General features: G+C 66.3%; 19 protein-coding genes. 3 read left to right on the forward strand and 16 right to left on the reverse strand.

The window, feature by feature from the left end; translation table 11 throughout:
- Nucleotides 1-47: 47 nt before the first annotated feature.
- Nucleotides 48-1,352: an aspartate aminotransferase family protein gene (locus tag ACZYSP_RS00505; RefSeq protein WP_093074819.1), complete on the forward strand. Its 1,305-nt coding sequence runs from the start codon at nt 48-50 to the stop codon at nt 1,350-1,352.
- Here ACZYSP_RS00505 and ACZYSP_RS00510 read toward each other — a convergent pair.
- The 16 genes from ACZYSP_RS00510 to ACZYSP_RS00585 form a co-directional block, all read right to left on the reverse strand.
- Nucleotides 1,349-2,419, reverse strand: coding sequence for an NAD(P)/FAD-dependent oxidoreductase (locus ACZYSP_RS00510; RefSeq protein WP_093074817.1), 1,071 nt, complete (start codon nt 2,417-2,419; stop codon nt 1,349-1,351). The genes ACZYSP_RS00505 and ACZYSP_RS00510 overlap by 4 nt on opposite strands.
- Nucleotides 2,377-2,706: a ferredoxin FdxA gene (gene fdxA, locus ACZYSP_RS00515; protein ID WP_056599092.1), complete on the reverse strand. Its 330-nt coding sequence runs from the start codon at nt 2,704-2,706 to the stop codon at nt 2,377-2,379. Before fdxA ends, ACZYSP_RS00510 begins: the two co-directional genes overlap by 43 nt.
- A gap of 43 nt (nt 2,707-2,749) precedes the next feature.
- The gene (locus ACZYSP_RS00520) at nt 2,750-4,090 is read right to left on the reverse strand and encodes a sulfate adenylyltransferase subunit 1 (RefSeq protein WP_093074815.1); all 1,341 of its coding nucleotides are present in this window, start codon (nt 4,088-4,090) and stop codon (nt 2,750-2,752) included.
- Nucleotides 4,090-5,031, reverse strand: coding sequence for a sulfate adenylyltransferase subunit CysD (cysD, locus tag ACZYSP_RS00525; protein WP_093054501.1), 942 nt, complete (start codon nt 5,029-5,031; stop codon nt 4,090-4,092). Before cysD ends, ACZYSP_RS00520 begins: the two co-directional genes overlap by 1 nt.
- Before the next feature lie 43 nt (nt 5,032-5,074).
- A complete protein-coding gene (locus ACZYSP_RS00530; protein ID WP_093075243.1) occupies nt 5,075-5,707 on the reverse strand; it encodes a phosphoadenosine phosphosulfate reductase domain-containing protein in 633 nt (210 codons plus the stop codon).
- Between the two features lie 21 nt (nt 5,708-5,728).
- Nucleotides 5,729-6,124, reverse strand: coding sequence for a DUF934 domain-containing protein (locus tag ACZYSP_RS00535; protein WP_093054503.1), 396 nt, complete (start codon nt 6,122-6,124; stop codon nt 5,729-5,731).
- Nucleotides 6,121-7,899, reverse strand: coding sequence for a nitrite/sulfite reductase (locus ACZYSP_RS00540; protein ID WP_093054505.1), 1,779 nt, complete (start codon nt 7,897-7,899; stop codon nt 6,121-6,123). Before ACZYSP_RS00540 ends, ACZYSP_RS00535 begins: the two co-directional genes overlap by 4 nt.
- A 303-nt stretch (nt 7,900-8,202) precedes the next feature.
- Entirely contained in the window at nt 8,203-9,021 is an 819-nt protein-coding gene (locus ACZYSP_RS00545; RefSeq protein WP_093174011.1) for a M55 family metallopeptidase, read from the reverse strand.
- 14 nt (nt 9,022-9,035) lie between these two features.
- A complete protein-coding gene (locus ACZYSP_RS00550) occupies nt 9,036-10,118 on the reverse strand; it encodes a P1 family peptidase (protein WP_489012816.1) in 1,083 nt (360 codons plus the stop codon).
- A 15-nt stretch (nt 10,119-10,133) separates the two neighbouring features.
- A complete protein-coding gene (gene gsiD, locus ACZYSP_RS00555; protein WP_093054511.1) occupies nt 10,134-11,060 on the reverse strand; it encodes a glutathione ABC transporter permease GsiD in 927 nt (308 codons plus the stop codon).
- Between the two features lie 10 nt (nt 11,061-11,070).
- Nucleotides 11,071-11,991 (reverse strand): glutathione ABC transporter permease GsiC, encoded by a 921-nt coding sequence (gsiC, locus tag ACZYSP_RS00560; protein ID WP_426392891.1) that lies wholly within the window; start codon nt 11,989-11,991, stop codon nt 11,071-11,073.
- A 48-nt stretch (nt 11,992-12,039) separates the two neighbouring features.
- Nucleotides 12,040-13,593: a glutathione ABC transporter substrate-binding protein GsiB gene (gene gsiB / locus ACZYSP_RS00565; RefSeq protein ID WP_093054515.1), complete on the reverse strand. Its 1,554-nt coding sequence runs from the start codon at nt 13,591-13,593 to the stop codon at nt 12,040-12,042.
- Between the two features lie 78 nt (nt 13,594-13,671).
- A complete protein-coding gene (locus tag ACZYSP_RS00570) occupies nt 13,672-15,549 on the reverse strand; it encodes a dipeptide ABC transporter ATP-binding protein (protein ID WP_093074809.1) in 1,878 nt (625 codons plus the stop codon).
- Nucleotides 15,550-15,588: 39 nt separating this feature from the next.
- Entirely contained in the window at nt 15,589-16,557 is a 969-nt protein-coding gene (locus ACZYSP_RS00575; RefSeq protein WP_093074806.1) for an isoaspartyl peptidase/L-asparaginase family protein, read from the reverse strand.
- Nucleotides 16,554-17,540: a MurR/RpiR family transcriptional regulator gene (locus ACZYSP_RS00580; protein ID WP_093074803.1), complete on the reverse strand. Its 987-nt coding sequence runs from the start codon at nt 17,538-17,540 to the stop codon at nt 16,554-16,556. The genes ACZYSP_RS00575 and ACZYSP_RS00580 overlap by 4 nt, the downstream gene beginning before the upstream one ends.
- Before the next feature lie 248 nt (nt 17,541-17,788).
- Nucleotides 17,789-18,913: a sensor histidine kinase gene (locus tag ACZYSP_RS00585; RefSeq protein ID WP_489012817.1), complete on the reverse strand. Its 1,125-nt coding sequence runs from the start codon at nt 18,911-18,913 to the stop codon at nt 17,789-17,791.
- 224 nt (nt 18,914-19,137) lie between these two features.
- Here ACZYSP_RS00585 and ACZYSP_RS00590 point away from each other — a divergent pair, with 224 nt between their 5' ends.
- Nucleotides 19,138-19,878, forward strand: a complete 741-nt coding sequence (locus tag ACZYSP_RS00590; RefSeq protein ID WP_093074798.1) for a Crp/Fnr family transcriptional regulator — start codon at nt 19,138-19,140, stop codon at nt 19,876-19,878.
- Between the two features lie 119 nt (nt 19,879-19,997).
- On the forward strand, nt 19,998-20,705 hold the full coding sequence (locus ACZYSP_RS00595) for a Crp/Fnr family transcriptional regulator (protein ID WP_093074795.1): 708 nt from the start codon (nt 19,998-20,000) through the stop codon (nt 20,703-20,705).
- Nucleotides 20,706-20,713: the final 8 nt, after the last annotated feature.

The raw sequence follows: 20,713 nt of genomic DNA on the forward strand, positions 1-20,713 counted from the left end.
ACTGCGCCGCAAACGACGATCGCATCACCACCCGAAGGACATCCGCCATGACCCATGCCGCCATCGACCAGGCTCTTGCCGGCGCATACCAGCGCTTCACCGAGAGCAACCCCACCAGCCGCCATCAGTTCGAGGAGCAGGCGCGCTACATGCCTGGCGCCAACAGCCGTTCGGTGCTGTTCTACGCGCCGTTTCCGCTGACCATTGCCAAGGGAGAGGGGGCTGCGCTGTGGGATGCCGACGGCCACCGCTATGCCGACTTCATCGCCGAGTACACGGCCGGCGTCTACGGCCACACCGCACCCGAGATCCGTGAAGCCGTCACCGAGGCGATGCAAAGCGGCATCAACCTCACGGGCCACAACCTGCTCGAAGGCCGGCTGGCAAGGCTTATCTGCGAGCGTTTTCCGCAGATCGAGCAGTTGCGCTTCACCAACTCGGGCACCGAGGCGAACCTGATGGCGCTGACTGCCGCGCTGCACTTCACGGGGCGTCGCAAGATCGTGGTGTTTGCGGGCGGCTACCACGGTGGCGTGCTGGGTTTCGGCGCAAAGCCGCTGCCGACGACGGTGCCGTTCGATTTCCTGGTGCTGCCCTACAACGATGCGCAGACGGCGCGCGAGCAGATCGAAAGGCACGGCGCCGAGATCGCCGCCGTTCTGGTCGAGCCGATGCAGGGGGCGAGCGGCTGCATTCCGGGGAGCCTCGACTTCCTGCAGGCGCTGCGCGAATCGGCCACGCGCGTCGGCGCGCTGCTGGTTTTCGACGAGGTGATGACCTCGCGCCTGGCGCCGCACGGGCTGGCGAACAAGCTGGGCATTCGGTCAGACCTCACCACACTGGGCAAGTACATCGGCGGCGGCATGTCCTTCGGCGCTTTCGGGGGGCGTGCCGACGTGATGGCGCTGTTCGACCCGCGCACCGGGTCGCTGGCCCACTCGGGCACCTTCAACAACAACGTGCTGACGATGGCCGCCGGTTATGCAGGCCTCACCAAGCTGTTCACGCCCGAGGCGGCCGGCGCGCTGGCGGAGCGGGGCGAGGCGATGCGAGCGAGGCTCAATGCGCTGTGCGTGAAAGAGGGCGTTGCGATGCAGTTCACCGGGCTGGGCTCGCTGATGAACGCGCATTTCGTGGGCGGCGAGGTGCGCAGCGTCGACGATCTGGCACCAGTCGATGGGCACCTGCGCCAGCTGCTTTTTTTCCACCTGCTGAGCGAGGGCATCTACACCTCGCCGCGCGGCTTCGTCGTGCTGTCGCTGCCATTGGCGGATGCGGATATCGACCGCTACGTCGCCGCCATCGGCAGTTTCATCGGCGAATACCGGGCGCTGCTGCCCGGCGCGCGTTAACGGGAGCCGGAAACGCCCAGCAGCTCGTGCAGCCGCGTGCTGGTGGTCGTGTACTGCAGCGGCACGGCCTTGCCTGGGAACACGATGGCCGTGGCGCCCCAGGCGGCCAGCGTGGCCTCGTGGAAGCCGCAGACGATGAGCTTCTTCTTGCCCGGGTAGGTGTTGATGTCGCCCACCGCAAATACGCCACGCTCGCGGGTTTCGTATTTCTCGGTGTCGACAGGCACCTGTTTGCGCTCCAACTCCAGGCCCCAGTCGGCGATGGGGCCGAGGCGCGGCGAGATGCCCAGGCAGGCGATCAGCGCGTCGAGCGGCAGATCGACCGTGGTGGCGTCAGGCGTGGTGATCTGCAGTTGCTTGCCGTCGAAGGCAGTGGGCTGGCCGACCTTGAAGGCCAGCTTGCCCGCGGCCACGAGGGCGCGCATAGCTGAGATATTGGCCTCGTCAGCCTGGAAGCCGTCGCGCCTATGCACCAGCGTGACCTGCTTGGCCGTGGCCGTGAGCGCAATGGCGGTTTCGAGCGCGATGTCGTCGCCGCCATTCACCACCACTGTCTGCCCGGCGAAGCGGTCCGGCGAATCGGGGTGATAGAAGAGCGAACTGCCTTCGAACTGCGCAATGCCTTCGACGGCAATGCGCTTGGGCACGAAGGCCCCGACGCCGGCCGCGATGAACACCGTCTTCGCCAGGAAGGCGGTGCCGACCGAAGTCGTCAGCAGCAACCGGTCGTCAGCCTGGCGGGCCAGCGTAGCAACCTGCTCGCCGAAATGAAACTGCGGCTTGAACGGCGCCACCTGCTGCAACAGCGACTGCGCCAGACCGCGCCCGCTGGTCATCGGCGTGCCGGGAATGTCGTAGATCGGCTTGTCGCCATACAGCGCCACGCACTGGCCGCCCGCGGCGGGCAGTGCATCGACGATATGACAGGAGATTTCGAGCAGTCCCAGCTGGAAGGCCTGGAACAGCCCAACGGGGCCGGCACCGACGATCAGGGCGTCGGTTTCGATGGGGGTAACCAAGGTGCTCAGCGCACCAGCTCCCCGATCTTGTCCGTCTTGTCTTTCCACTCTTCGGCGTCAGGCAGGGCGGGCTTGCGCTTGGTGATGCTCTTCCAGCCGTCGGCCAGGGCCAGCTCGGCGTTGATCTTGATGAAGGCGATCTGGTTGGCCGGCAGGTCTTCCTCGGCGTAGATCGCGTTGACCGGGCATTCGGGGATGCAGACTGCGCAGTCGATGCATTCGTCCGGGTCGATCACCAACATGTTGGGACCTTCGCGGAAGCAGTCGACGGGGCAAACGTCCACGCAGTCGGTGTATTTGCAACGGATGCAGGCTTCGGAGACGACGTGAGTCATTTGTCTTTTAACGTCAGTGTGAGATCGGGGGAAACCCGAGATTTTAGGCCTTTGCGGCGGCGGGCTGCACAAGCACGGCAGCGGCGGTCTTGTGGGAGGCCGTATCGACCAGCACCAGGGAGCCCAACGCACGCGATTGCGTGAAGGGAAGCACGGCCAGCGGCTGCTGCAATGCCAGCACCACGTCGCCGATGGCATTGGCTTCCAGCTGCGTTGCCGGCTCCGATTCGAGCGTCGTGATGTTCACGCGATCGACGATGCGCGCCACCTTGGCCTTGACCCAGCGGTGGCCCTGCAGCGCCCAGTACACGCGGCCCGCGACCAGCGGCTCGTCGTCGAGCCAGGCCACGGTGGCGGTGATCTCGCGCACCGGCTCGAAGGCGCCGGGCGCCAGCAGCCAGTCGCCGCGCGACACGTCGACCTCGCGGTCGAGCACGATGCCGGCGCTGTGGCCCGCATGCACCGCCTTCGGCTGGCGCGTATGGCTCAGCACCTGCGCGACCGTGGCGGTCTGGTTGCTCGGCAGCACGGTCACGCGTTGGCCGAGTTCCACGTGGCCCGAGGCGACGCGGCCCCAGAACACGCGGCGGCCCTGCGAGGTGTCGGCGGAAGAAGAGAACTTCTCGACCCACTGCACCGGAAAGGCGAAGGGCACGTCCTCGTCCTGCGCCGTGACGGGCAGCTCCTCGAGCAGCTCGAGCAGGCTCGGGCCTTCGTAGCCGACCCAGTCGGCATGGCGCGTGGCCACGTTCCAGCCCTTGAGCGCCGAGATCGGCACGATGCCCGCCACCTGCACGCCGGCCGCTTCTGCAAACGCGTTCAGCGCTGTCGAGATGCGTTCGAATGCCAGTCCGGCGTCGTCGATGGCGTCGAGCTTGTTCACCGCGAACACGATCGACTGCACGCGCAGCAGATGGCACAGCAGCGTGTGGCGGCGCGTCTGCGGGAGCAGCTCGCGCTTGACCACGGTGCCGTCTTCGACCTCGGCGGCCCAGGCCAGCTTGGTTGCGTCGACCAGCACCACGGCAGCGTCGGCGGCCGAGGCGGCCGTGACCATGTTGCGCGTGTACTGCTCGTGGCCCGGTGCGTCGCCGATGATGAACTTGCGCTTGGCGGTCGAGAAGTAGCGGTAGGCCACGTCGATCGTGATGCCTTGCTCGCGCTCGGCCGAGAGGCCGTCGGTCAGCAGGGCGAGGTCGGTTTCGCCGCCGCGCTGCACGCCGGCCAGCTGGTCTTGCAGCACGGTCTTGCTGTCGACCAGCAGGCGGCCGATGAGCGTGCTCTTGCCGTCGTCGACCGAGCCGCAGGTGATGAAGCGCAGCGCGGTGCCGGTGTCGCCGTGGACGTCGGTGTTCACAGGGGTAGCAGTCGTCGTCGCGCTCATCAGAAGTAACCGTCTTTCTTGCGTTTTTCCATGGATGCTTCGGACGTCATGTCGTCCATGCGCGTGGCGCCGCGTTCGCTGACGTCGACCGACAGCGTCTCCAGCACCACGTCGCCCGCGTCGGCCGCGAGGCTCTCGACCGGGCAGGTGGTCGTGATGTCGCCCACGGTGCGAAAGCGCACGTCGCGCACCTGCACCGTTTCGCCGTCGCGCGGGGGGGTGAGCTCGGTCACCGGCACCAGCAGGCCGCGGCGTTCCACCACTTCGCGCTTGTGCGTGTAGTAGATCGACGGCAGGCCGACATGCTCGCGCTCGATGTATTGCCACACGTCGAGTTCGGTCCAGTTCGAGATCGGGAACACGCGGAAGTGCTCGCCCGGCGCAAGGCGGGTGTTGAACAGCGTCCACAGCTCGGGGCGCTGGTCCTTGGGCTGCCATTGGCCGAAGCTGTCGCGGTGCGAAAAGATGCGCTCCTTGGCGCGGGCCTTTTCCTCGTCGCGGCGGGCGCCGCCGATCAGCGCGTCGAAGCGGAATTCTTCGATCGCTTCGAGCAGCGTCACCGACTGGTGCGCATTGCGCGACTCGCCCGGATGGGCCAGGCGCACGGTGCCGCGCTTCATCGAATCTTCGACGCTGCGCACGATCAGCTCGGCGCCCAGTTCCTTCGCGCGCTGGTCGCGGTAGGCCGTCACTTCAGGGAAGTTGTGGCCGGTGTCGATCATCAGCAGCGGGTAGGGAATGCGGCCCACGCCGAAGGCCTTTTCCGCGCACTTCAGCAGCACCAGCGAATCTTTCCCGCCCGAAAACAGCAGGGTGGGGCGCTCGAAGGCGGCCGCGACCTCGCGCAGGATGAAGATGGTTTCTTCTTCCAGCGCATCGAGGTGCGTGTTGGAGAGGTGCGCTGGTGAGAGCAGCAGTTCGGTTTCGGTACGGGCGTTCATCGGATGGGGTGCTGGATGCAGAGGATCGGTGAGCCGTTGGCTCTCAGTGCGCGAGATGCAATCCGCACTCGCGGTTGTCTTCGCCCTTGGTCGGGTCCACGTAGTCGAAGTTGTTCGGCAGGCCGTGTTTCACACAGTACTCGTGAAGATCCTTGGACGACCAGTGCAGCAGCGGGGCGACCTTGATCAGGCCGTCCGGATTGACGCTGACCGGGTCCATCTGCGCGCGCACGGCCGTGTCGGTGGCCCGAAGTGCGGTGAACCAGACCTTCGGTGCCGTCTCGCGCAGCGCGCGGGCAAAGGGCTCCAGCTTCACTTCTTCAGTAAAGGCGGCATGGCGCGGATCGTCGAGCGCCGGGGTCGGGCCCTCGACCGCTTCGCGATGCGCACGCGAGCGGCGCGGCAGGTAGATGTGCAGGTCCAGGCCCAGTTGCTTCGTCACCTCGTCGGCAAAACGGTAGGTGGCCTCGGTGTTGTAGCCGTTGTCCATCCAGATCACGGGAACATCGCGCTTTGCGCGCGTGACCATGTGCAGGATCACCGCCTCGAAAGGGCGGAAGTTGGTGGTGATGATCGCGGGCTGGCCCAGGCCGATCGCCCAGTCCACCAGGCCCTCGGCGTTGCGGCCGAGTTCGGTGTTGATGCGTGCGAAGTCGATGTCCGTGGCAATGCTCATGTCGAAGGTTCCCATTCGCTCTCAGTTGCCGGCCGCGAAGTGCGGCGCGGTCTGCACCGCGTCGCCCTGGTAGAAGGCGGCGAAGCGGTCGAACTGGCGCTGCGCGTCGGAGGCGTCCACGCCTTCCTTGAGCACGGCGCTGGAGAAGCCGGTGCGTTCCATCTGCACCAGCTGGTCGATCAGCACGTCGCCCGTGGCGCGGATGTCGCCCTGGAAGCCCAGGCGGCGGCGCAGCAGGAAGGCCTGGCTGTAGGCGCGGCCGTCGGTGAACTTCGGAAAGTTCAGGTCGATGCGCTCGATGTCGGCCAGGCACACCTCGATGGCGAGCGGGTCGGCGTCGTTGGCCAGTTGCAGAACCTTCGGATCGCCGTCGTCGATGTGTTCTTCTGCCGAGAGGATGTTGAGTTTCTTGTTCATGCTGCTTCCTCCACCTTGAAGCGTGCACCGTTGGCGGCGGCCTTGAACGGGTCCGGGCCTACGCGGCGCAGCGTGTCGATGAAGTTCTCGCCGCTTTCGCGGGTGTCGCGGTAGGTGGTGAGCACGGCCTCGATCACGCCCGGCACTTCGGCCGCCGAGAACGAGGGGCCGACAGCCTTGCCGGCCTGCGGCGCGCCGCTGAGCTCGGAGCCGTCGGAGCCGCCGAGGGTGACCTGGTACCACTCCTTGCCGTCCTTGTCGACGCCCAGGATGCCGATGTGGCCGCTGTGGTGGTGGCCGCACGAGTTGATGCAGCCGCTGATGTGCAGGTCGATCTCGCCCAGGTCGTCGAGCTCGTCGAGGTCTTGATAACGCTCGGTGATGGCTTCGGCGATGGGAATGGAGCGCGCATTGGCCAGCGCGCAGAAGTCGCCGCCGGGGCAGGCGATCATGTCCGTCAGCAGGTGCACGTTGGCGCTGGCGAGGCCGGCGGCGCGGGCGGCGAGCCACAGCGCGTGCAGGTCTTCGGCATGCACCCAGGGCAGCACCACGTTCTGGTCGTGCGTCACGCGGGCCTCGCCGGCCGAGAAGCGGTCGGCCAGTTGGGCGAGCGTGTCGAGCTGGTCGGCCGATGCGTCGCCGGGCGCCTGCTTCAGGCGCTTGAACGACAGCGTGACGGCGCGCAGCGCAGGGTTCTTGTGCGGCGCCACGTTGCGGGCGAGCCAGCGGGCAAACTGCACGTCGTCTGCGGCGTGGGCGCGCAGCTCGGCGTCGGTCTTCTCGGCGCTTTGCAGCACGCGGGTGGCGAGCGTCGGCGGCACGAAGGAGGCGGCCACGCGGTCGTACTCTTCCTGCGTGATGGTGTGCGGCGCACCGTCATGCTCGAGGATCTGCTTGTATTCGGCGTCGACGTCGTCGATGTAGCGCTGGCCTTCGGCCTTCACCAGAATCTTGATGCGCGCCTTGTAGATGTTGTCGCGGCGGCCATAGCGGTTGTAGACCCGGATCACCGCTTCGAGGTAATTCATGATCTGCTGCCACGGCAGGAACTCGCGCAGCACAGTGCCGATGATGGGGGTGCGGCCCATGCCGCCGCCCACCTGCACGCGAAAACCGATTTCGCCCGCTTCGTTCTTCACCACGTGCAGGCCCACGTCGTGCCAGCCGGTGGCGGCACGGTCTTCAGTGGCGCCGGTAATGGCAATCTTGAACTTGCGCGGCAAGAACGCGAACTCGGGGTGCAGCGTGCTCCACTGGCGCATGATTTCCGCGAACGGGCGCGGATCGGCGATTTCGTCGACGGCAATGCCGGCGCGCTCATCGCTCGTGATGTTGCGGATGCAATTGCCGCTGGTCTGAATGCCGTGCATGTCGACCGAAGCCAGCAGGTCCATCACGTCGGCCGACTTGGCGAGCGGAATCCAGTTGTACTGGACGTTCTGGCGCGTCGAGAAGTGGGCGTAGTGGGTCGGGAGCTTGTGGCTGCCAAGCAGGCCCTGCGTCTCGATGGCCTTCTTGTAGACCTCGGCTTCGGGCTCGTCATATTCGCGGGCGATGCGGGCCAGCACGCGGATCTGGCGGCTCGAGAGTTCGCCGTAAGGCACGGCCACGCGCAGCATCGGCGCGTAGCGCTGCACGTACCAGCCGTTTTGCAGCCGCAGGGGGCGGAACTCGTCTTCGGCGAGCTTGCCCTTTTGCCAGCGCTCCAGCTGGTCGCGGAATTGGGCAGCCCGCTGGTGGACGAACTGGCGATCGAATTCTGTGTATTGGTACATCGTGCGTGCGTGTGTCTTGAAGTGCGGTGCGTCCAGCGCCCCAGCAAGAAGCCGAGATTCTGAAAGCCGGCCTTATGGAAACAAACTATTTTTTGGTTCGCGCTTTATGCGGATAAGCTTATTCGCCAGCATCCATGCGGGTTGTGGGACGGTTTGATGCTTATTCCGGATAAGGCGAGATGGCCGGAAAAAAGTTGCCGGACCCGGGAATTCTAGGAACCGGACAAGGCCCGGATGGGCGAGCGGGTTCCTGGCCGCGCGGCCATCCGCTTCGCCATGCAGGCCTGAAGAGGGGCTGGCGCCTCAGCGCAGCATCGAAGACATTGCCGAGCAGCAGTTCAGCATGCGCACCGCCGCTTCTACCGTATCGGCGGTGAAGCGCAGCGTGACGCCGTCGACGCGCTCGAAGGCCGGCCACTGGCAGAACAGGTCGGCCAGCGCGGTTGACTGGGTGCGCAGCGTCACGGTCTGCGGCCCCTTGAAAACGAGCGGTTTCGCGTTCGAACGCGCGGCCAGCGCTTCTTCCACCCCCGCACGAATCGCCCGGCGCGACTGCTCGGGCGACAGCGAAATGCCGCTGGTGCAGCCCGTCGCCTTCTTGGTCTCGACGAATGTCGCGTGCGGAAAGAGCGGGCGGTTCTCGGCGATGAACACGTCGTCGCCGCTGCCCATCACCACGGGCGCGCCGTATTCGCCGGCCAGTGCGCCATAGAGCCCGGCCTCGCCCAGTTCCTGCCCGCCGAGCGAGATGCCGGCAAACGCAAAGCTGTTGATCGTGTGCGCCAGGATGCCGCGCCCCTGCGCGCGCGAGTGGTAGCCGACCATGCAAACGGCGTCCACGCCTTCTTCCACGCCCGCCACCATGCTCAGGTAGCGCGGCTTGCCCTGCACGACGCGGGCGCGCGCATCGAGCACATCGGGCGGCATGTTGCGAAAGCCGCCGTGCGAGTCGTTCACCAGCACTTCGGTGGCGCCTGCGTCGAAGGCGCCGGCAATCGCTGCGTTGGCTTCCTGCGTCATCAGCAGGCGCGCGCGCTCGAACTCGGGGTTGCCCGGGCGCACCTGCTCGGAGTGATAGACGCCGGCGACGCCTTCGATGTCTGTGGAGATCAGGACTTTCATGGAGCGGCTCGCAGTCAGGCGTGGGTTGAAAGAAGGACGGAGGCGGGCAGCACGTCGCCCAGTGCGGCGCGGTGGTTGTCGTCGCGCCCGGTCACGGGCGTTGCGCGCCACAGGGCATGGATGATCGCCTGCTCGGTGCTGTCTGCCGCGGCCTGGAACAGCCCGTCGAGCAGCCCGTCGTGCAGCATCGCTACGGCCGGCATCGGCCGCTCGACGCGGTCGGGCACGGTGTAGGCGGTGGAAAAGGCCAGCACGATGTCGCCGCTGCCGTGCCCGAAGACCGAGCCCGTGCGGGCCAGTCCGGCGCCTGCGCGCAGCGCCAGGCGGCGCAACTGGCGCGCATCGAGCGGCGCGTCGGTGGCGACGATGATGATGATCGAACCCTTCTCGGCCTCGTCCACCGCCGGCAGGCTGCGCGCAGCCTGCAGCTTCGCCAGCCGGTCGCCCACCGAATGCCCGGCCAGCACCAGTTGCGGCTGGCGTCCGTAGTTCGCCAGCACCAGCGCGCCTACGGTATGGCAGCCGCCTTCGCGCGCCGACACCCGCCGTGATGCGCTACCGATGCCGCCCTTGAGCTGGAAGCTCGACATGCCGCGCCCCGCGCCGACCGAGCCCTGCGCAAAGTCGACGCCGGCATCAGCCAGCGCCTGCAGGTAGTCGGCCTCGGTCACGGCCATGCGCTGGATGTCGTTCAGAAAGCCGTCGTTGCACTCGAACACCAGCGGGTTGACCGTGGGCAGCGTGCGTCCGCTCTCGGGGTTGTCGGCCACGCAGTGGCGGATCTGCGCCGTGGCCACGGTGCCGACCGAAAACGTGTTGGTCAGCGCAATCGGCGTTTCGAGCACGCCGAGCTCAGCCACCTGCACCAGGCCCACGCTCTTGCCGAAGCCGTTGAGCACTACTGCAGCGGCCGGCACCTTGTCGCGGAACGGGTCGCCGGCGTGAGGGCGAATCACCGTCACGCCCGTCTGCACGGGGCCATCGCTGAGCGTCTGGTGGCCCACGGTGACGCCCGCGACGTCGGTGATGGCGTTGCGTTCGCCCTGGAGCAGGTTGCCGATGAAGGGGAGAGGGGCTTGCTGCTTGCTGGAAGACATGAAGAAGAACGGAAATTACTGGCGGTCGATCTTCGGATCGAGCGCGTCGCGCAGTGCATCGCCCAGCAGGTTGAAGGCGAGCACGGTGAAGAAGATGGCCAGGCTGGGGAACAGCGCCACGTGCGGCGAGGTCACCATGTCGGCGCGGGCTTCGCTGAGCATCGCGCCCCATTCGGGCGTAGGCGGCTGCGCGCCCATACCCAGGAACGACAGGCTGGCGGCCGTGATGATCGAGGTGCCCACGCGCATCGAGAAATACACCACGATCGACGAGATGGTGCCCGGCAGGATGTGCCGCACGATGATGGTCCAGTCTGAAGCGCCGATGCTGCGCTCGGCCTCGATGTAGGTCTGCTGCTTCAGCACCAGCGTGTTGCCGCGCACGAGCCGCGCGAACGCCGGCACGCTGAACACCGACACTGCCACCACCACGTTGGTCATGCTGCTGCCCAGGATGGCGACCACGCCCAGCGCCAGCAGGATGCCGGGAAAGGCGAACAGCACGTCCGAGACGCGCATCACGATGCGGTCCCACCAGCCTTCGTAGTAGCCCGCCAGCAGGCCGAAGGCCGTGCCCACGAAGCCGCCCACCAGCACCGAGAGAAAGCCCGCCATCAGCGAGATGCGCGCACCCATCAGGATGCGACTGAAGATGTCGCGGCCCAGCGGATCGACGCCGAACCAGTGCGTGGCCGAAGGCCCCGTGTTCAGCATGTCGTAGTCGAAGAAGTTCTCCGCATCGAAGGGCACGATCCACGGCGCGAACACCGCGACGAACACCAGCAGCAGCACGAAGAGCGCGGCGACGATGCCCACCGGCTGCTTCTTGAAGCGGCGCCAGCATTCGCCCCAGGGCGTGCGGACCTTGCCAGCGATCTGGACGGCCGCGACAGGTGTCGTTGGAATGAGGGTTTCGGCAGGCACGCCGGAAGCTTGCGTCATGGCTGCTTGCTCACTTGTAGCGGATGGTCGGGTTGATGTAGCCGTACAGCACATCCACCACCAGGTTGATCAGGATGAATTCGAGCGAGAACAGCAGCACCAGCGTCTGGATGACGGGGTAGTCGCGCATCTGCACGGCATCGACCAGCAGGCGGCCGAGGCCGGGCCAGTTGAACACCGCCTCCACGAGGATGGAGCCGCCCAGCAGGAAGCCGAACTGCAGGCCCATCATGGTGACCACCGGAATCAGCGCGTTGCGCAGCGTGTGCTTGAACACCACGCTGGATTCGCGCACGCCCTTGGCGCGTGCAGTGCGCACGAAGTCTTCCTGGATCACCTCGACGAACGAGGCCCGCGTGAAGCGCGCCATCACGGCCGCCACGGCCGCGCCCAGCGTGATCGAGGGCAGGATGTAGTGTTTCCAGCTGCTGGCCCCCACCGTGGGCAGCCAGCCGAGCTGGACCGAGAAGATCTGCATCAGCAGCATGCCGAGTGCAAATGCGGGAAAAGAGATGCCCGACACGGCGAGCGTCATGCCCAGCCGGTCCGGCCATTTGTTGCGGTACACCGCCGAGACGATGCCGATGCCCATGCCGAAGATCACTGCCCACACCATGCTGGTGATGGTCAGCATCACCGTCGGGAAGAAGCGCTCGCCGATCTCCATCGACACCGGCCGCCGCGTGCGGATTGAGGTGCCGAAGTCGCCTTGCAGCATGTGGGTGAAGAAGCTCACGAACTGCTGCGGCAGCGGCTTGTCGAGCCCGAGCTCCGCGCGCACCATGGCCACGGTCTGCTCGTCGGCCTCCTGGCCGGCGGCAAGGCGCGCCGGGTCGCCGGGCAGCATGTGGACGAACAGGAACACCAGCACCGCCACGATGAGCAGCGTGGGGATCAGGCCCAACAGTCGTTTGAGAAAGTAATTCAGCATGGGGTGCAGGCGGTCAACCCCTCACCCTGACGGGTGAGGGGGCGAGGCTTAGTTCGCTACGGAGATTGCGTCGATGTTGATGTTGCCGTCAGGCATCACGAACACGCCGGAGAGGCGCTTGGCATGCGCCGACAGGTTCTGCTCCGTGACCATCGGCACGCGCGGCAGGTCCTTGCGGATCTCGTCCTGCGCGGTCTTGTAGAGCGCGGTCCGTTCCTTTTCGTCGACCGTCACCAGCGCCTTGGCCAGCGCGTTGTCGACCACCTCGCTCTTGTAGAACGACATGTTGTTCAGCTTGGGCGCCCAGGCTTCCGAGGCGAACAGCGGGCGCAGGCCCCAGTCGGCTTCACCGGTCGACGACGACCAGCCCGTGTAGTACATGCGAACCTTCGCCGTCTTCGGATCGGGCCATGCATCCACCTGCTCGGTGCGCTGGCCCACTTCGAGCGCCTGCACCTGCAGCTTGATGCCGATCTGCGCGAGCTGCTGCTGCACGAACTGGATCGTCTTCTGGCTGGTCGTGTTGTTGTAGGCGCTCCACAGCACCGACTCGAAGCCGTCGGGGTAGCCGGCTTCCTTCATCAGCTCCTTGGCCTTCTTCAGGTCGTAGGGAATGGGAGCCATCTTCTCGGCGTACTTCACGCCCTGCGGCACGATGCCCTGCGCGGGGAAGGCGTAGCCGCCGAATGCGACCTTGGCCAGCGCTTCCTTGTTGATGGCGTAGCCGATGGCTTCGCGCACCTTGGCGTTGTCGTAGGGCTTCTGCAGCATGTTGAATGCCAGGAAGCGCGTGATGATCGACGGCGTGGCCACAACTTCGAGCTTGTCGCTCTTTTTCAGCAGGTCGGCCTGCTCATAGGGAATGGGATACGCGAAGTCGGCTTCGCCGGTCTGCAGCATCGCGGCGCGCGTGTTGTTCTCGAGCACCGGCTTCCACGAGACCGTGTCGATCTTCGGGTAGCCCTTTTTCCAGTAGCCGTCGAACTTCTTGGCCTTGACGGCTTCGGTCTGCTTCCACTCGACGAATTCGAAGGGGCCCGTGCCCACGGGGTGGAAGGCGATGTCCTTGTTGCCCCACTTCTTCAGTGCGGTGGGCGAAATCATGGCGGCCGAGGCGTGGGCCAGCGAGTTGATGAAGGGGCCGAAGGGCTCCTTCAGCGTGATGCGCACGGTCGTCGGGTTCAGCGCCTCGACCTTGCCCACGCGGTTGAACTGGTTGTAGCGCAGCAGCTTGTTGTCCTGGTTCAGCACGCGGTCGAGCGTGAACTTCACGGCCTCGGCGTTGAAGTCGGTGCCGTCGTGGAACTTCACGCCGGTGCGCAGCTTGATGGTGTAGACCAGGCCGTCCTTCGACACGTCGTAGCTCTCGGCGAGCACGTTCTGCACCTTCAGGTCCTTGTCGAACTGGAACAGGCCTTCATAGAAGGTCTTGGTCACTGCCGTGGTGATGGTGGTGTTGGTGTTGTACGGGTCCAGCGTTTCCGGCTGATAGCCGATCGAGAGCACCACGTCTTTCGCGGCCAGTGCCGTGCCCGAAGCGGCCAGCGCGGCCAGGCCCAGCAGTGCGGAAGCCCATCGCAGGGAGGAAGAAGATTGCGTCATGGAAGAACTCCAGTCGGTTCGTGGAAAAAAGCAGGAGGGCCTGCGGGTTGAAAAAATAGGTTGATCGATCGGAAAGGATCAGAAAGCGCCGCCAATGGCGTGCCGTGCAACGAAATGCCCGGGCGCAACCTGCACCAGCGGCGGCACGTCGGGCTCGTCGCCCACCGCGCGGATGGGGCTGGGAATCTCGCCTTCGAGCAGCGCGCGCGGCTTGTGGCGGCGCGACGGGTCGGCCACTGGCACAGCTGCCATCAGCTTGCGGGTGTAGGCGTGCTGCGGCGCTTCGAACACCGCGCGGCGTGGGCCGATCTCTACGATCTGGCCCAGGTACATCACGGCCACGCGGTGGCTGATGCGCTCGACCACTGCCATGTCGTGCGAGATGAACAAGAAGGCCACGCCCAGCTCACGTTGCAGGTCGAGCATCAGGTTGACGATCTGCGCCTGAATGGACACGTCGAGCGCCGACACTGATTCATCGGCCACCACAACCTTCGGGTTGAGCGCCAGTGCACGCGCAATGGCAATGCGCTGCCGCTGGCCGCCCGAGAACTCGTGCGGATAGCGCTGCGCCACCTCGGGCGGCAGGCCGACCTTCTGCAGCAGCCAGTCGACGCGCTGCTGCGCCTCGGCGCCCTTGGCGATGTTGTGGATGAGCAGCGGCTCCATGATCGAGAAGCCCACCGTCACGCGCGGATCGAGCGAGGCGAACGGATCCTGAAAGATGAACTGGATGTTCCGGCGCAGCGCCTGCAGCTCGCGCGTGGGCAGCTCGCGGATGTTCTTGCCGCCGAACTCGATGGCGCCGCTCTGGCTTTCGACCAGGCGCAGCAGCGAGCGGCCGGTGGTCGACTTGCCGCAGCCCGATTCGCCGACCAGCGCCAGCGTTTCGCCGGGGTACAGGTCGAAGCTGATCTTTTCCACCGCATGCACGCGGCGCTTCACGCGGCCGAAGAGGCCGCTGCGCACGTCGAAGCGCGTGACGAGGTCGCGTACGCGAAGAATGGGGCCGGTGTCCTGGCGCACCGTGTCTTGCTGCGTGGGCGCTTCGACGGGCTGGGCGTCGGCACTGGCCTCGGTGCGCAGCAATTCGAACTTGGCCGGCAGGTCGGTGCCCTGCATGGCGCCCAGCTTGGGCACGGCCGACAGCAGTGCGCGGGTGTAGGGGTGCTGCGGCGCCGCGAACACGGTGTCGGAGCTGCCTGCTTCCACCTTGTCGCCGCGGTACATCACGAGCACGCGGTCGGCAATCTCGGCGACCACGCCCATGTCGTGCGTGATGAAGAGCACGCCCATGTGCATCTCCTTCTGCAGCTCGCGGATGAGCTGGAGGATCTGCGCCTGGATGGTCACGTCGAGCGCGGTGGTTGGCTCGTCGGCAATCAGCAGCTGAGGCTTGCACGACAGCGCCATAGCGATCATCACCCGCTGGCGCATGCCGCCCGAGAGTTGATGCGGAAAGCGGTCGAGCACGTTGCGCGCTTCGGGAATGCGCACCAGCTCCAGCATGCGCAGCGCTTCGGCGCGCGCGGCCGAGTCGCTCTTGCCCTGGTGGATGCGGATGGCCTCGGAGATCTGCTCGCCGGCAGTGAACACCGGGTTCAGCGATGTCATCGGCTCCTGGAAGATCATCGCGATGTCCGCGCCGCGGATGTTGCGCATTGCGCTGTCGCGTGCCTGCGCGAGGTCGAGCACTTCGCCGTTGCGGCGGCGGAACGCCATGCTCCCGCCGAGGATGCGGCCACCGCCGTGCTCCACGAGCCGCATCAGCGCGAGCGAGGTCACCGACTTGCCCGAACCCGATTCGCCCACCACCGCAAGCGTTTCGCCATGGTCGACGTGGAAGGACAGCTTCTTCACGGCATCGACCGTGCGCTCGGAAGTCGAGAAGCGAACGGTGAGGTCGTCGACGGCGAGAACGCGGCCGTCCGGCAGGGCGAGGGCAGGGGTGGACATGGGAGTGCGAAGAAAAATGGGGCGTGCGGCGATGCGTTGTCAGGCGAAGATGGCCGTATGGGGCGCTTCGTCGCCGCGCGCGTGACCGCGGTACATGCCTTCGGTGTTGAAGGCGAGGCTCAGATTGCCGTGGCGGTCGACGGCGATCAGCCCACCGGTGCCGCCGATGGCCGGCAGCGACTGCTGCACCACCGCGTGCGTGGCGGCTTCGAGCGTGGCGCCGCCGTAGGCCATGCGGGCGCACACGTCGTACGCAGCCGCCACGCGGATGAACATCTCACCGCTGCCGGTGCACGACACGGCGGCCGTGCGGTCGTCGGCATAAGTGCCGGCGCCGATCAGCGGCGAATCGCCGACGCGGCCGACGCGCTTGTTGGTCATGCCGCCGGTGGAGGTGGCGGCGGCCAGGTGGCCGTGCATGTCGAGCGCAACCGCGCCGACGGTGCCGAACTTCTTGTCTTCGTCGAGCGGCGGCGTTGCTGCCGCCATCGACGCGCCTTCGTGGTCGACCACCACGCGGCCGGTGTCGCGCACGCGGTAGAGCTGCTGGCGGCGCGCCTCGGTGGAGAAGAACGAGGGCTCGACCATCTCCAGTCCGCGTTCGCGTGCAAAGGACTCGGCGCCCGCGCCGGCCAGCAGCACGTGGGCGCCGTCTTCGAGCACGGCGCGCGCGGCGCGCACCGGGCGGCGGACATGGCACACGCCGGCAATGGCGCCGGCGGCGAGCGTGGCGCCGTCCATCACGGCGGCGTCGAGCTCATGGGTTTCGTCGTGCGTGAACACTGCGCCGTGGCCCGCGTTGAAGAGCGGGCAGTCTTCGAGCATCTCGACTGCGAGGCAGGCGGCGTCGAGCGCGGATGCGCCCTTGAGCAGCGCTGCCTGAGCGGCGGCCACGATGCTTTTCAGCGCGTCGTGATAGGCCTGCGCCTGTTCGGCGCTGGTCGTGGCGGCGCTGATGGTGCCGGCGCCGCCGTGGATGGCGATCACGGGCACATGAGTCTGGGTCATCGGGAAGCTTTCTTCTTCTTGCTGCCGGCGCCGCTGGGGGCAGGGGCATCGGATGTATGGGGCAGAGCGGCAGCACCGTTGCCTGTGCCGTTGATGCGCGGCAGGCCGTTGGCACCGTGCAGCCAGGGCCGCACTGCCTGCAGGATGCGGCCGGCCGACTGCACGGGGTCGGGCGCGCGCAGCGACACCGCGCTGGTCAGCGCCTCGATCAGCGCGAGCACGCTGGTCTCGCAGTTCGGGCGGTAGCTGGTTTCGGTCTGGCAATAGAGCGCCACGTCGGCCAGCGGTGCCAGCGGCGAGCTGGGGCGGTCGGTCAGCGCGATCACCGAGCAGCCCTGGCTGCGCGCGATCTGCGCGAGCGAAATGGTGTCCGTCAGGTAACGCGGAAAAGTCAGGCCGATGAACACGTCCTTCGGCCCCGCGTGCATCAGCGTGCGCGCGGCGTGCGTGACGCCGCTCACGCCCGAGAGCAGGCGCACGTCGTTGCAGCTGCCGTCCAGCCCGTGCTGCAGCAGGCCGGCGAGCCATGCGCTGGCGCCGAAGCCGCCGATGTAGATCGAGCGCGCCTTGCCGATGCGCTCCACCGCGGCTTCGCAGGCGGCGTAGTCCAGCGTCTGGCGCGTGGCTTCGATGTTGCGGCGACTCTCGTCGAGCGCGGTGGCGAACACCTCGGACACGGTGCTCGGGCGCTCCAGGTTGCCTCGCATGCGTTCCACCGGCGCCACCAGCGGCTCGAAGCCGCGCACCAGTTCCGCACGGAAGGTGGCGTAGCCATCGAACTCCAGCGCGCGCGCAAAACGGTTGGCCGTGGCGACCGACACCCCCACCGCGGCGGCGAGCTCGTCGATGGGCAGCGTGGCGACCTGCAGCGGGTGCTCCAGCACGTAGTCGGCCACCTGCCGGTGCGAGCGCGACAGCCGCGGCAGCGCCTGCGCAATGCGCTGGGCCACGGTGGTGCCTGGGGTGTCGACGAGGATGCTCATGAAGGGTGCAACGTGCCCGAAAGTGTGCGTTTTTTGAAAACCAGTTTACAAATATAAGTCAGATAAGAAAATTTTCTGTCATTTTTGATCGAGTTTGCAAGTAACGGGCCAGGGACAGAGGGGCATTGAAGAGGCGATGCGCGACGCGTTTCGCTCGTGGAGGGGCTGCCCGAGCGGGTTGCGGACGGGCGTCTAGGGATTTCCCCTGATGTAGCGGATGCGCGCCGTACCTCCGGCGGCACCGACGGTCACTGGAGCGAGTGGCGCGGCAGTGAGATCGTGAAGACGCAACCGGTGCCGGGCACGTCCCGCACGGTCAATGTGCCGAAGTCCGCCTCGACGCTCTGGCGGGCGATGGAAAGCCCCAGGCCCAGGCCCGACCGGTCATGACTGTGCTGGTTGAAGGGGGCGAACATCTTGGCGGCGATTCCCGGCGGCAGCCCTCCGCAGTGATCTTCGACTTCGATCAGGACGTGCTCGCCAAGCTCATAGGCCTTCAAGGCGATGTCGGTGTGCGGGTGCGTGAACTTGAATGCGTTCTGCAGCAGGTTCGCCAATGCAGCAAGCAGCAGCTCCCGGTTTCCCCGGATGGCCAGCAGGGAGTCGACGGGTGACACCTCGAAGGCGCAACCCGCGGCGCTTGCAACGAGTTGGGCCGCGGTTTCGGCGTCCTTGATGAGCAGGGCCACGGAAAATGTCTGCCGCAGTTCCGGCGCGCCGCTGCGAACTTCGGCGAGCGCCCCGCTGATCAATGTGGCCATCGAAGACAGGCTGCGCTTCAGCACGCTCCCGGTGGCTCCGCCCACCGTCATGTTGCCGAGTTCAAGGGCGTGAATCGCAAGGGTTGCCGTCCCCAGAGCATTGCGCAGCTCGTGAACCAGGAAGCCGAAACGCTCCGTCGCGTCCAGGCTCTGCTGACAGGCGATTTGCGTATCCCGCTGAAAGCTGAATTCGGTGACCGCGTCGGCAATGGCGTTGTCCAGGCACCGGTTCAGCGTCCGGAATTCCCCGATAGCGAACGGGGCGTTGCGCTCGAAGGCCAGGTCCGTGATCGCCTGGCAAAGGTCGCCATAGTCGTGAACGACCTGGTCGACCGTGTACCCCAGCTTCAGCAGCTCCTTGCCATGTGCAGTGGCGGTCATCCCCATCTCCGACAACGCCAGCGAGTCTCCGCCCGATGGTCCCGAGATCCTGACGCTCTCGGCAGGTTTGTCGTCTTCTTCGGCCGCAAGGGTTCTTATCAGTTGCTCGAGGAACAACGGAATGCCGTTCGCCAGCTGATGTTCGGTGGCGGCCCGCCGGGGCCTCAGTGCAACCTTCGACTTGCACCGTGAAACCAGCTCTTCCCGGTTGTTGGTGAGAAAGTTGCGCATGTTGCGGGACCTCGATGGCTTTCGCCTGGTTCATTCAATGAATGCCGCCTGCTTCTGCTTCCGCTTGAAAGGCGTACCGCCCATCGTTAGCCGCCCACGGGCGAATTGTCTGTGCGGCATCGCACATACGCGGAGTGCCGGCACGCGCACCCCTGTGTGCGCAAGCGCACAGACGCCGGGGCATCGGCCGCAAAATGATGGGCACTTTGGAACCTCCTTCTCCCATGGCACCGTCCCCACCCCCGTCTTCTTCGCTCGCAGCCGTGGCGCGCAACAGCCTCCTGGAGGTGATGCCGCCGGAGGTGCTGACGGGCCTGATGCCGCTCCTTGAATTGGTGCCGCTCAAGCTGGGGCAGGTGCTCTACGAATCGGGCGTGGTCCAGCAGTACGTGTATTTCCCGGTCGATTGCATCGTCTCGCTGCTGTACGTGCTGGAAAACGGGCAGTCGGCCGAGATCGCCGTCGTGGGGTTCGAGGGAATGGTGGGCGTGTCGCTGCTGATGGGCGGGGGCAGCACGCCCAACCGTGCCGTGGTGCAGAGCGCGGGGAATGCATTTCGCCTGAGCGCCGGGCACATCAAGCAGTTGACCGACAACGGCGGGCCGCTGCTGCATCTGCTGCTGCGCTACACCCAGTCGCTCATTACGCAGATGTCGCAGACGGCCGTCTGCAACCGGCACCACTCGCTGGAACAGCAGCTGTGTCGCTGGCTGCTGCTGAGCCTCGACAGGCTCCCGGGCAACGAGCTGGTGATGACGCAGGAGCTGATCGCCAACATGCTCGGCGTGCGGCGCGAAGGCGTGACCGAGGCTGCCGGCAAGCTGCAGCGCCTGAATCTCATCAAGTATTCGCGCGGGCACATCACGGTGCTGGACCGCCCGGGTCTGGAGAAGCAGGTGTGCGAGTGCTATGAGGTCGTGAAGCGTGAAACGGATCGCCTGCTGCCTCGCCAGCCCGCGACCTGAGCCGGCGGCGGCCGGGCCGCATTTGGTGCGCCTGCGCACAGACGCGAGAGGTCCCCTCGGCAACAATGCGCCCGGTTGCGCATTTCCGCGCTGATTGACTCTTCCCAACAGGCGGTTCCGTGACATCAGCCCCGACCCGCCCCGTTCTCAATCGCCTGCTCGAGGCGCTGCCGCTCGCAGACCGTGCGCACCTGCTCGAGCGCTGCGACAGCGTGCAGCTGGCCACGGCGCAGATCCTCTACGAGCCGGGCGACGTCATTCACCACATCCACTTCCCGACGAGCGCGTTCGTCTCGCTGGTATCGACCGCGGACGGCCATGACGGCCTGCAGACGGGCATGGTGGGCAACGAGGGCGCCCTGGGCTACGAGCTGTCTCTGGACGTGCAGAGCGCTCCGCTGCGGGCGCTGGTGCAGGGCGCGGGCATGGCGTGGCGGCTGACCGCGCAATCGTTCGCGCAGGAGCTGGAGCAGAACTCGAAGCTCAAGCGCATCCTCAATCGCTACGTCTGCGTGCTCTTGATGGAGTTCGGCCGTTCGGGCCTGTGCAACCGTTTCCACCTGATCGAGGAGCGCCTGGCGCGCTGGCTCTTGACCACGCAGGACTGTGCGCATTCCACGCACCTTGCGCTTACGCATGAAGTGCTGGGCCGCATGCTGGGTGTGCGCCGGGTCGGCATCACCAACGCCGCGACGGCGCTGCACACGCGGCGACTGATCGACTATCGGCGGGGGGTCATCACGATCACCGATCGCGAAGGTCTGGAGAACGCGGCGTGCGACTGCTACCGGGCCAACCGGCGCAGCTATGCGCATCTGATCGCATAGCTGCTGGC

The organism is Variovorax sp. F042 (assembly GCF_057814215.1).

Coding starts and splice junctions, on each gene's coding strand:
- ACZYSP_RS00505 (WP_093074819.1), top strand. CDS start 48: ATGACCCATGCCGCCATCGACCAGGCTCTTGCCGGCGCATACCAGCGC.
- fdxA (WP_056599092.1), bottom strand. CDS start 2,706: ATGACTCACGTCGTCTCCGAAGCCTGCATCCGTTGCAAATACACCGAC.
- ACZYSP_RS00520 (WP_093074815.1), bottom strand. CDS start 4,090: ATGAGCGCGACGACGACTGCTACCCCTGTGAACACCGACGTCCACGGC.
- cysD (WP_093054501.1), bottom strand. CDS start 5,031: ATGAACGCCCGTACCGAAACCGAACTGCTGCTCTCACCAGCGCACCTC.
- ACZYSP_RS00530 (WP_093075243.1), bottom strand. CDS start 5,707: ATGAGCATTGCCACGGACATCGACTTCGCACGCATCAACACCGAACTC.
- ACZYSP_RS00535 (WP_093054503.1), bottom strand. CDS start 6,124: ATGAACAAGAAACTCAACATCCTCTCGGCAGAAGAACACATCGACGAC.
- ACZYSP_RS00540 (WP_093054505.1), bottom strand. CDS start 7,899: ATGTACCAATACACAGAATTCGATCGCCAGTTCGTCCACCAGCGGGCT.
- ACZYSP_RS00545 (WP_093174011.1), bottom strand. CDS start 9,021: ATGAAAGTCCTGATCTCCACAGACATCGAAGGCGTCGCCGGCGTCTAT.
- ACZYSP_RS00550 (WP_489012816.1), bottom strand. CDS start 10,118: ATGTCTTCCAGCAAGCAGCAAGCCCCTCTCCCCTTCATCGGCAACCTG.
- gsiD (WP_093054511.1), bottom strand. CDS start 11,060: ATGACGCAAGCTTCCGGCGTGCCTGCCGAAACCCTCATTCCAACGACA.
- gsiC (WP_426392891.1), bottom strand. CDS start 11,991: ATGCTGAATTACTTTCTCAAACGACTGTTGGGCCTGATCCCCACGCTG.
- gsiB (WP_093054515.1), bottom strand. CDS start 13,593: ATGACGCAATCTTCTTCCTCCCTGCGATGGGCTTCCGCACTGCTGGGC.
- ACZYSP_RS00570 (WP_093074809.1), bottom strand. CDS start 15,549: ATGTCCACCCCTGCCCTCGCCCTGCCGGACGGCCGCGTTCTCGCCGTC.
- ACZYSP_RS00575 (WP_093074806.1), bottom strand. CDS start 16,557: ATGACCCAGACTCATGTGCCCGTGATCGCCATCCACGGCGGCGCCGGC.
- ACZYSP_RS00580 (WP_093074803.1), bottom strand. CDS start 17,540: ATGAGCATCCTCGTCGACACCCCAGGCACCACCGTGGCCCAGCGCATT.
- ACZYSP_RS00585 (WP_489012817.1), bottom strand. CDS start 18,913: ATGCGCAACTTTCTCACCAACAACCGGGAAGAGCTGGTTTCACGGTGC.
- ACZYSP_RS00590 (WP_093074798.1), top strand. CDS start 19,138: ATGGCACCGTCCCCACCCCCGTCTTCTTCGCTCGCAGCCGTGGCGCGC.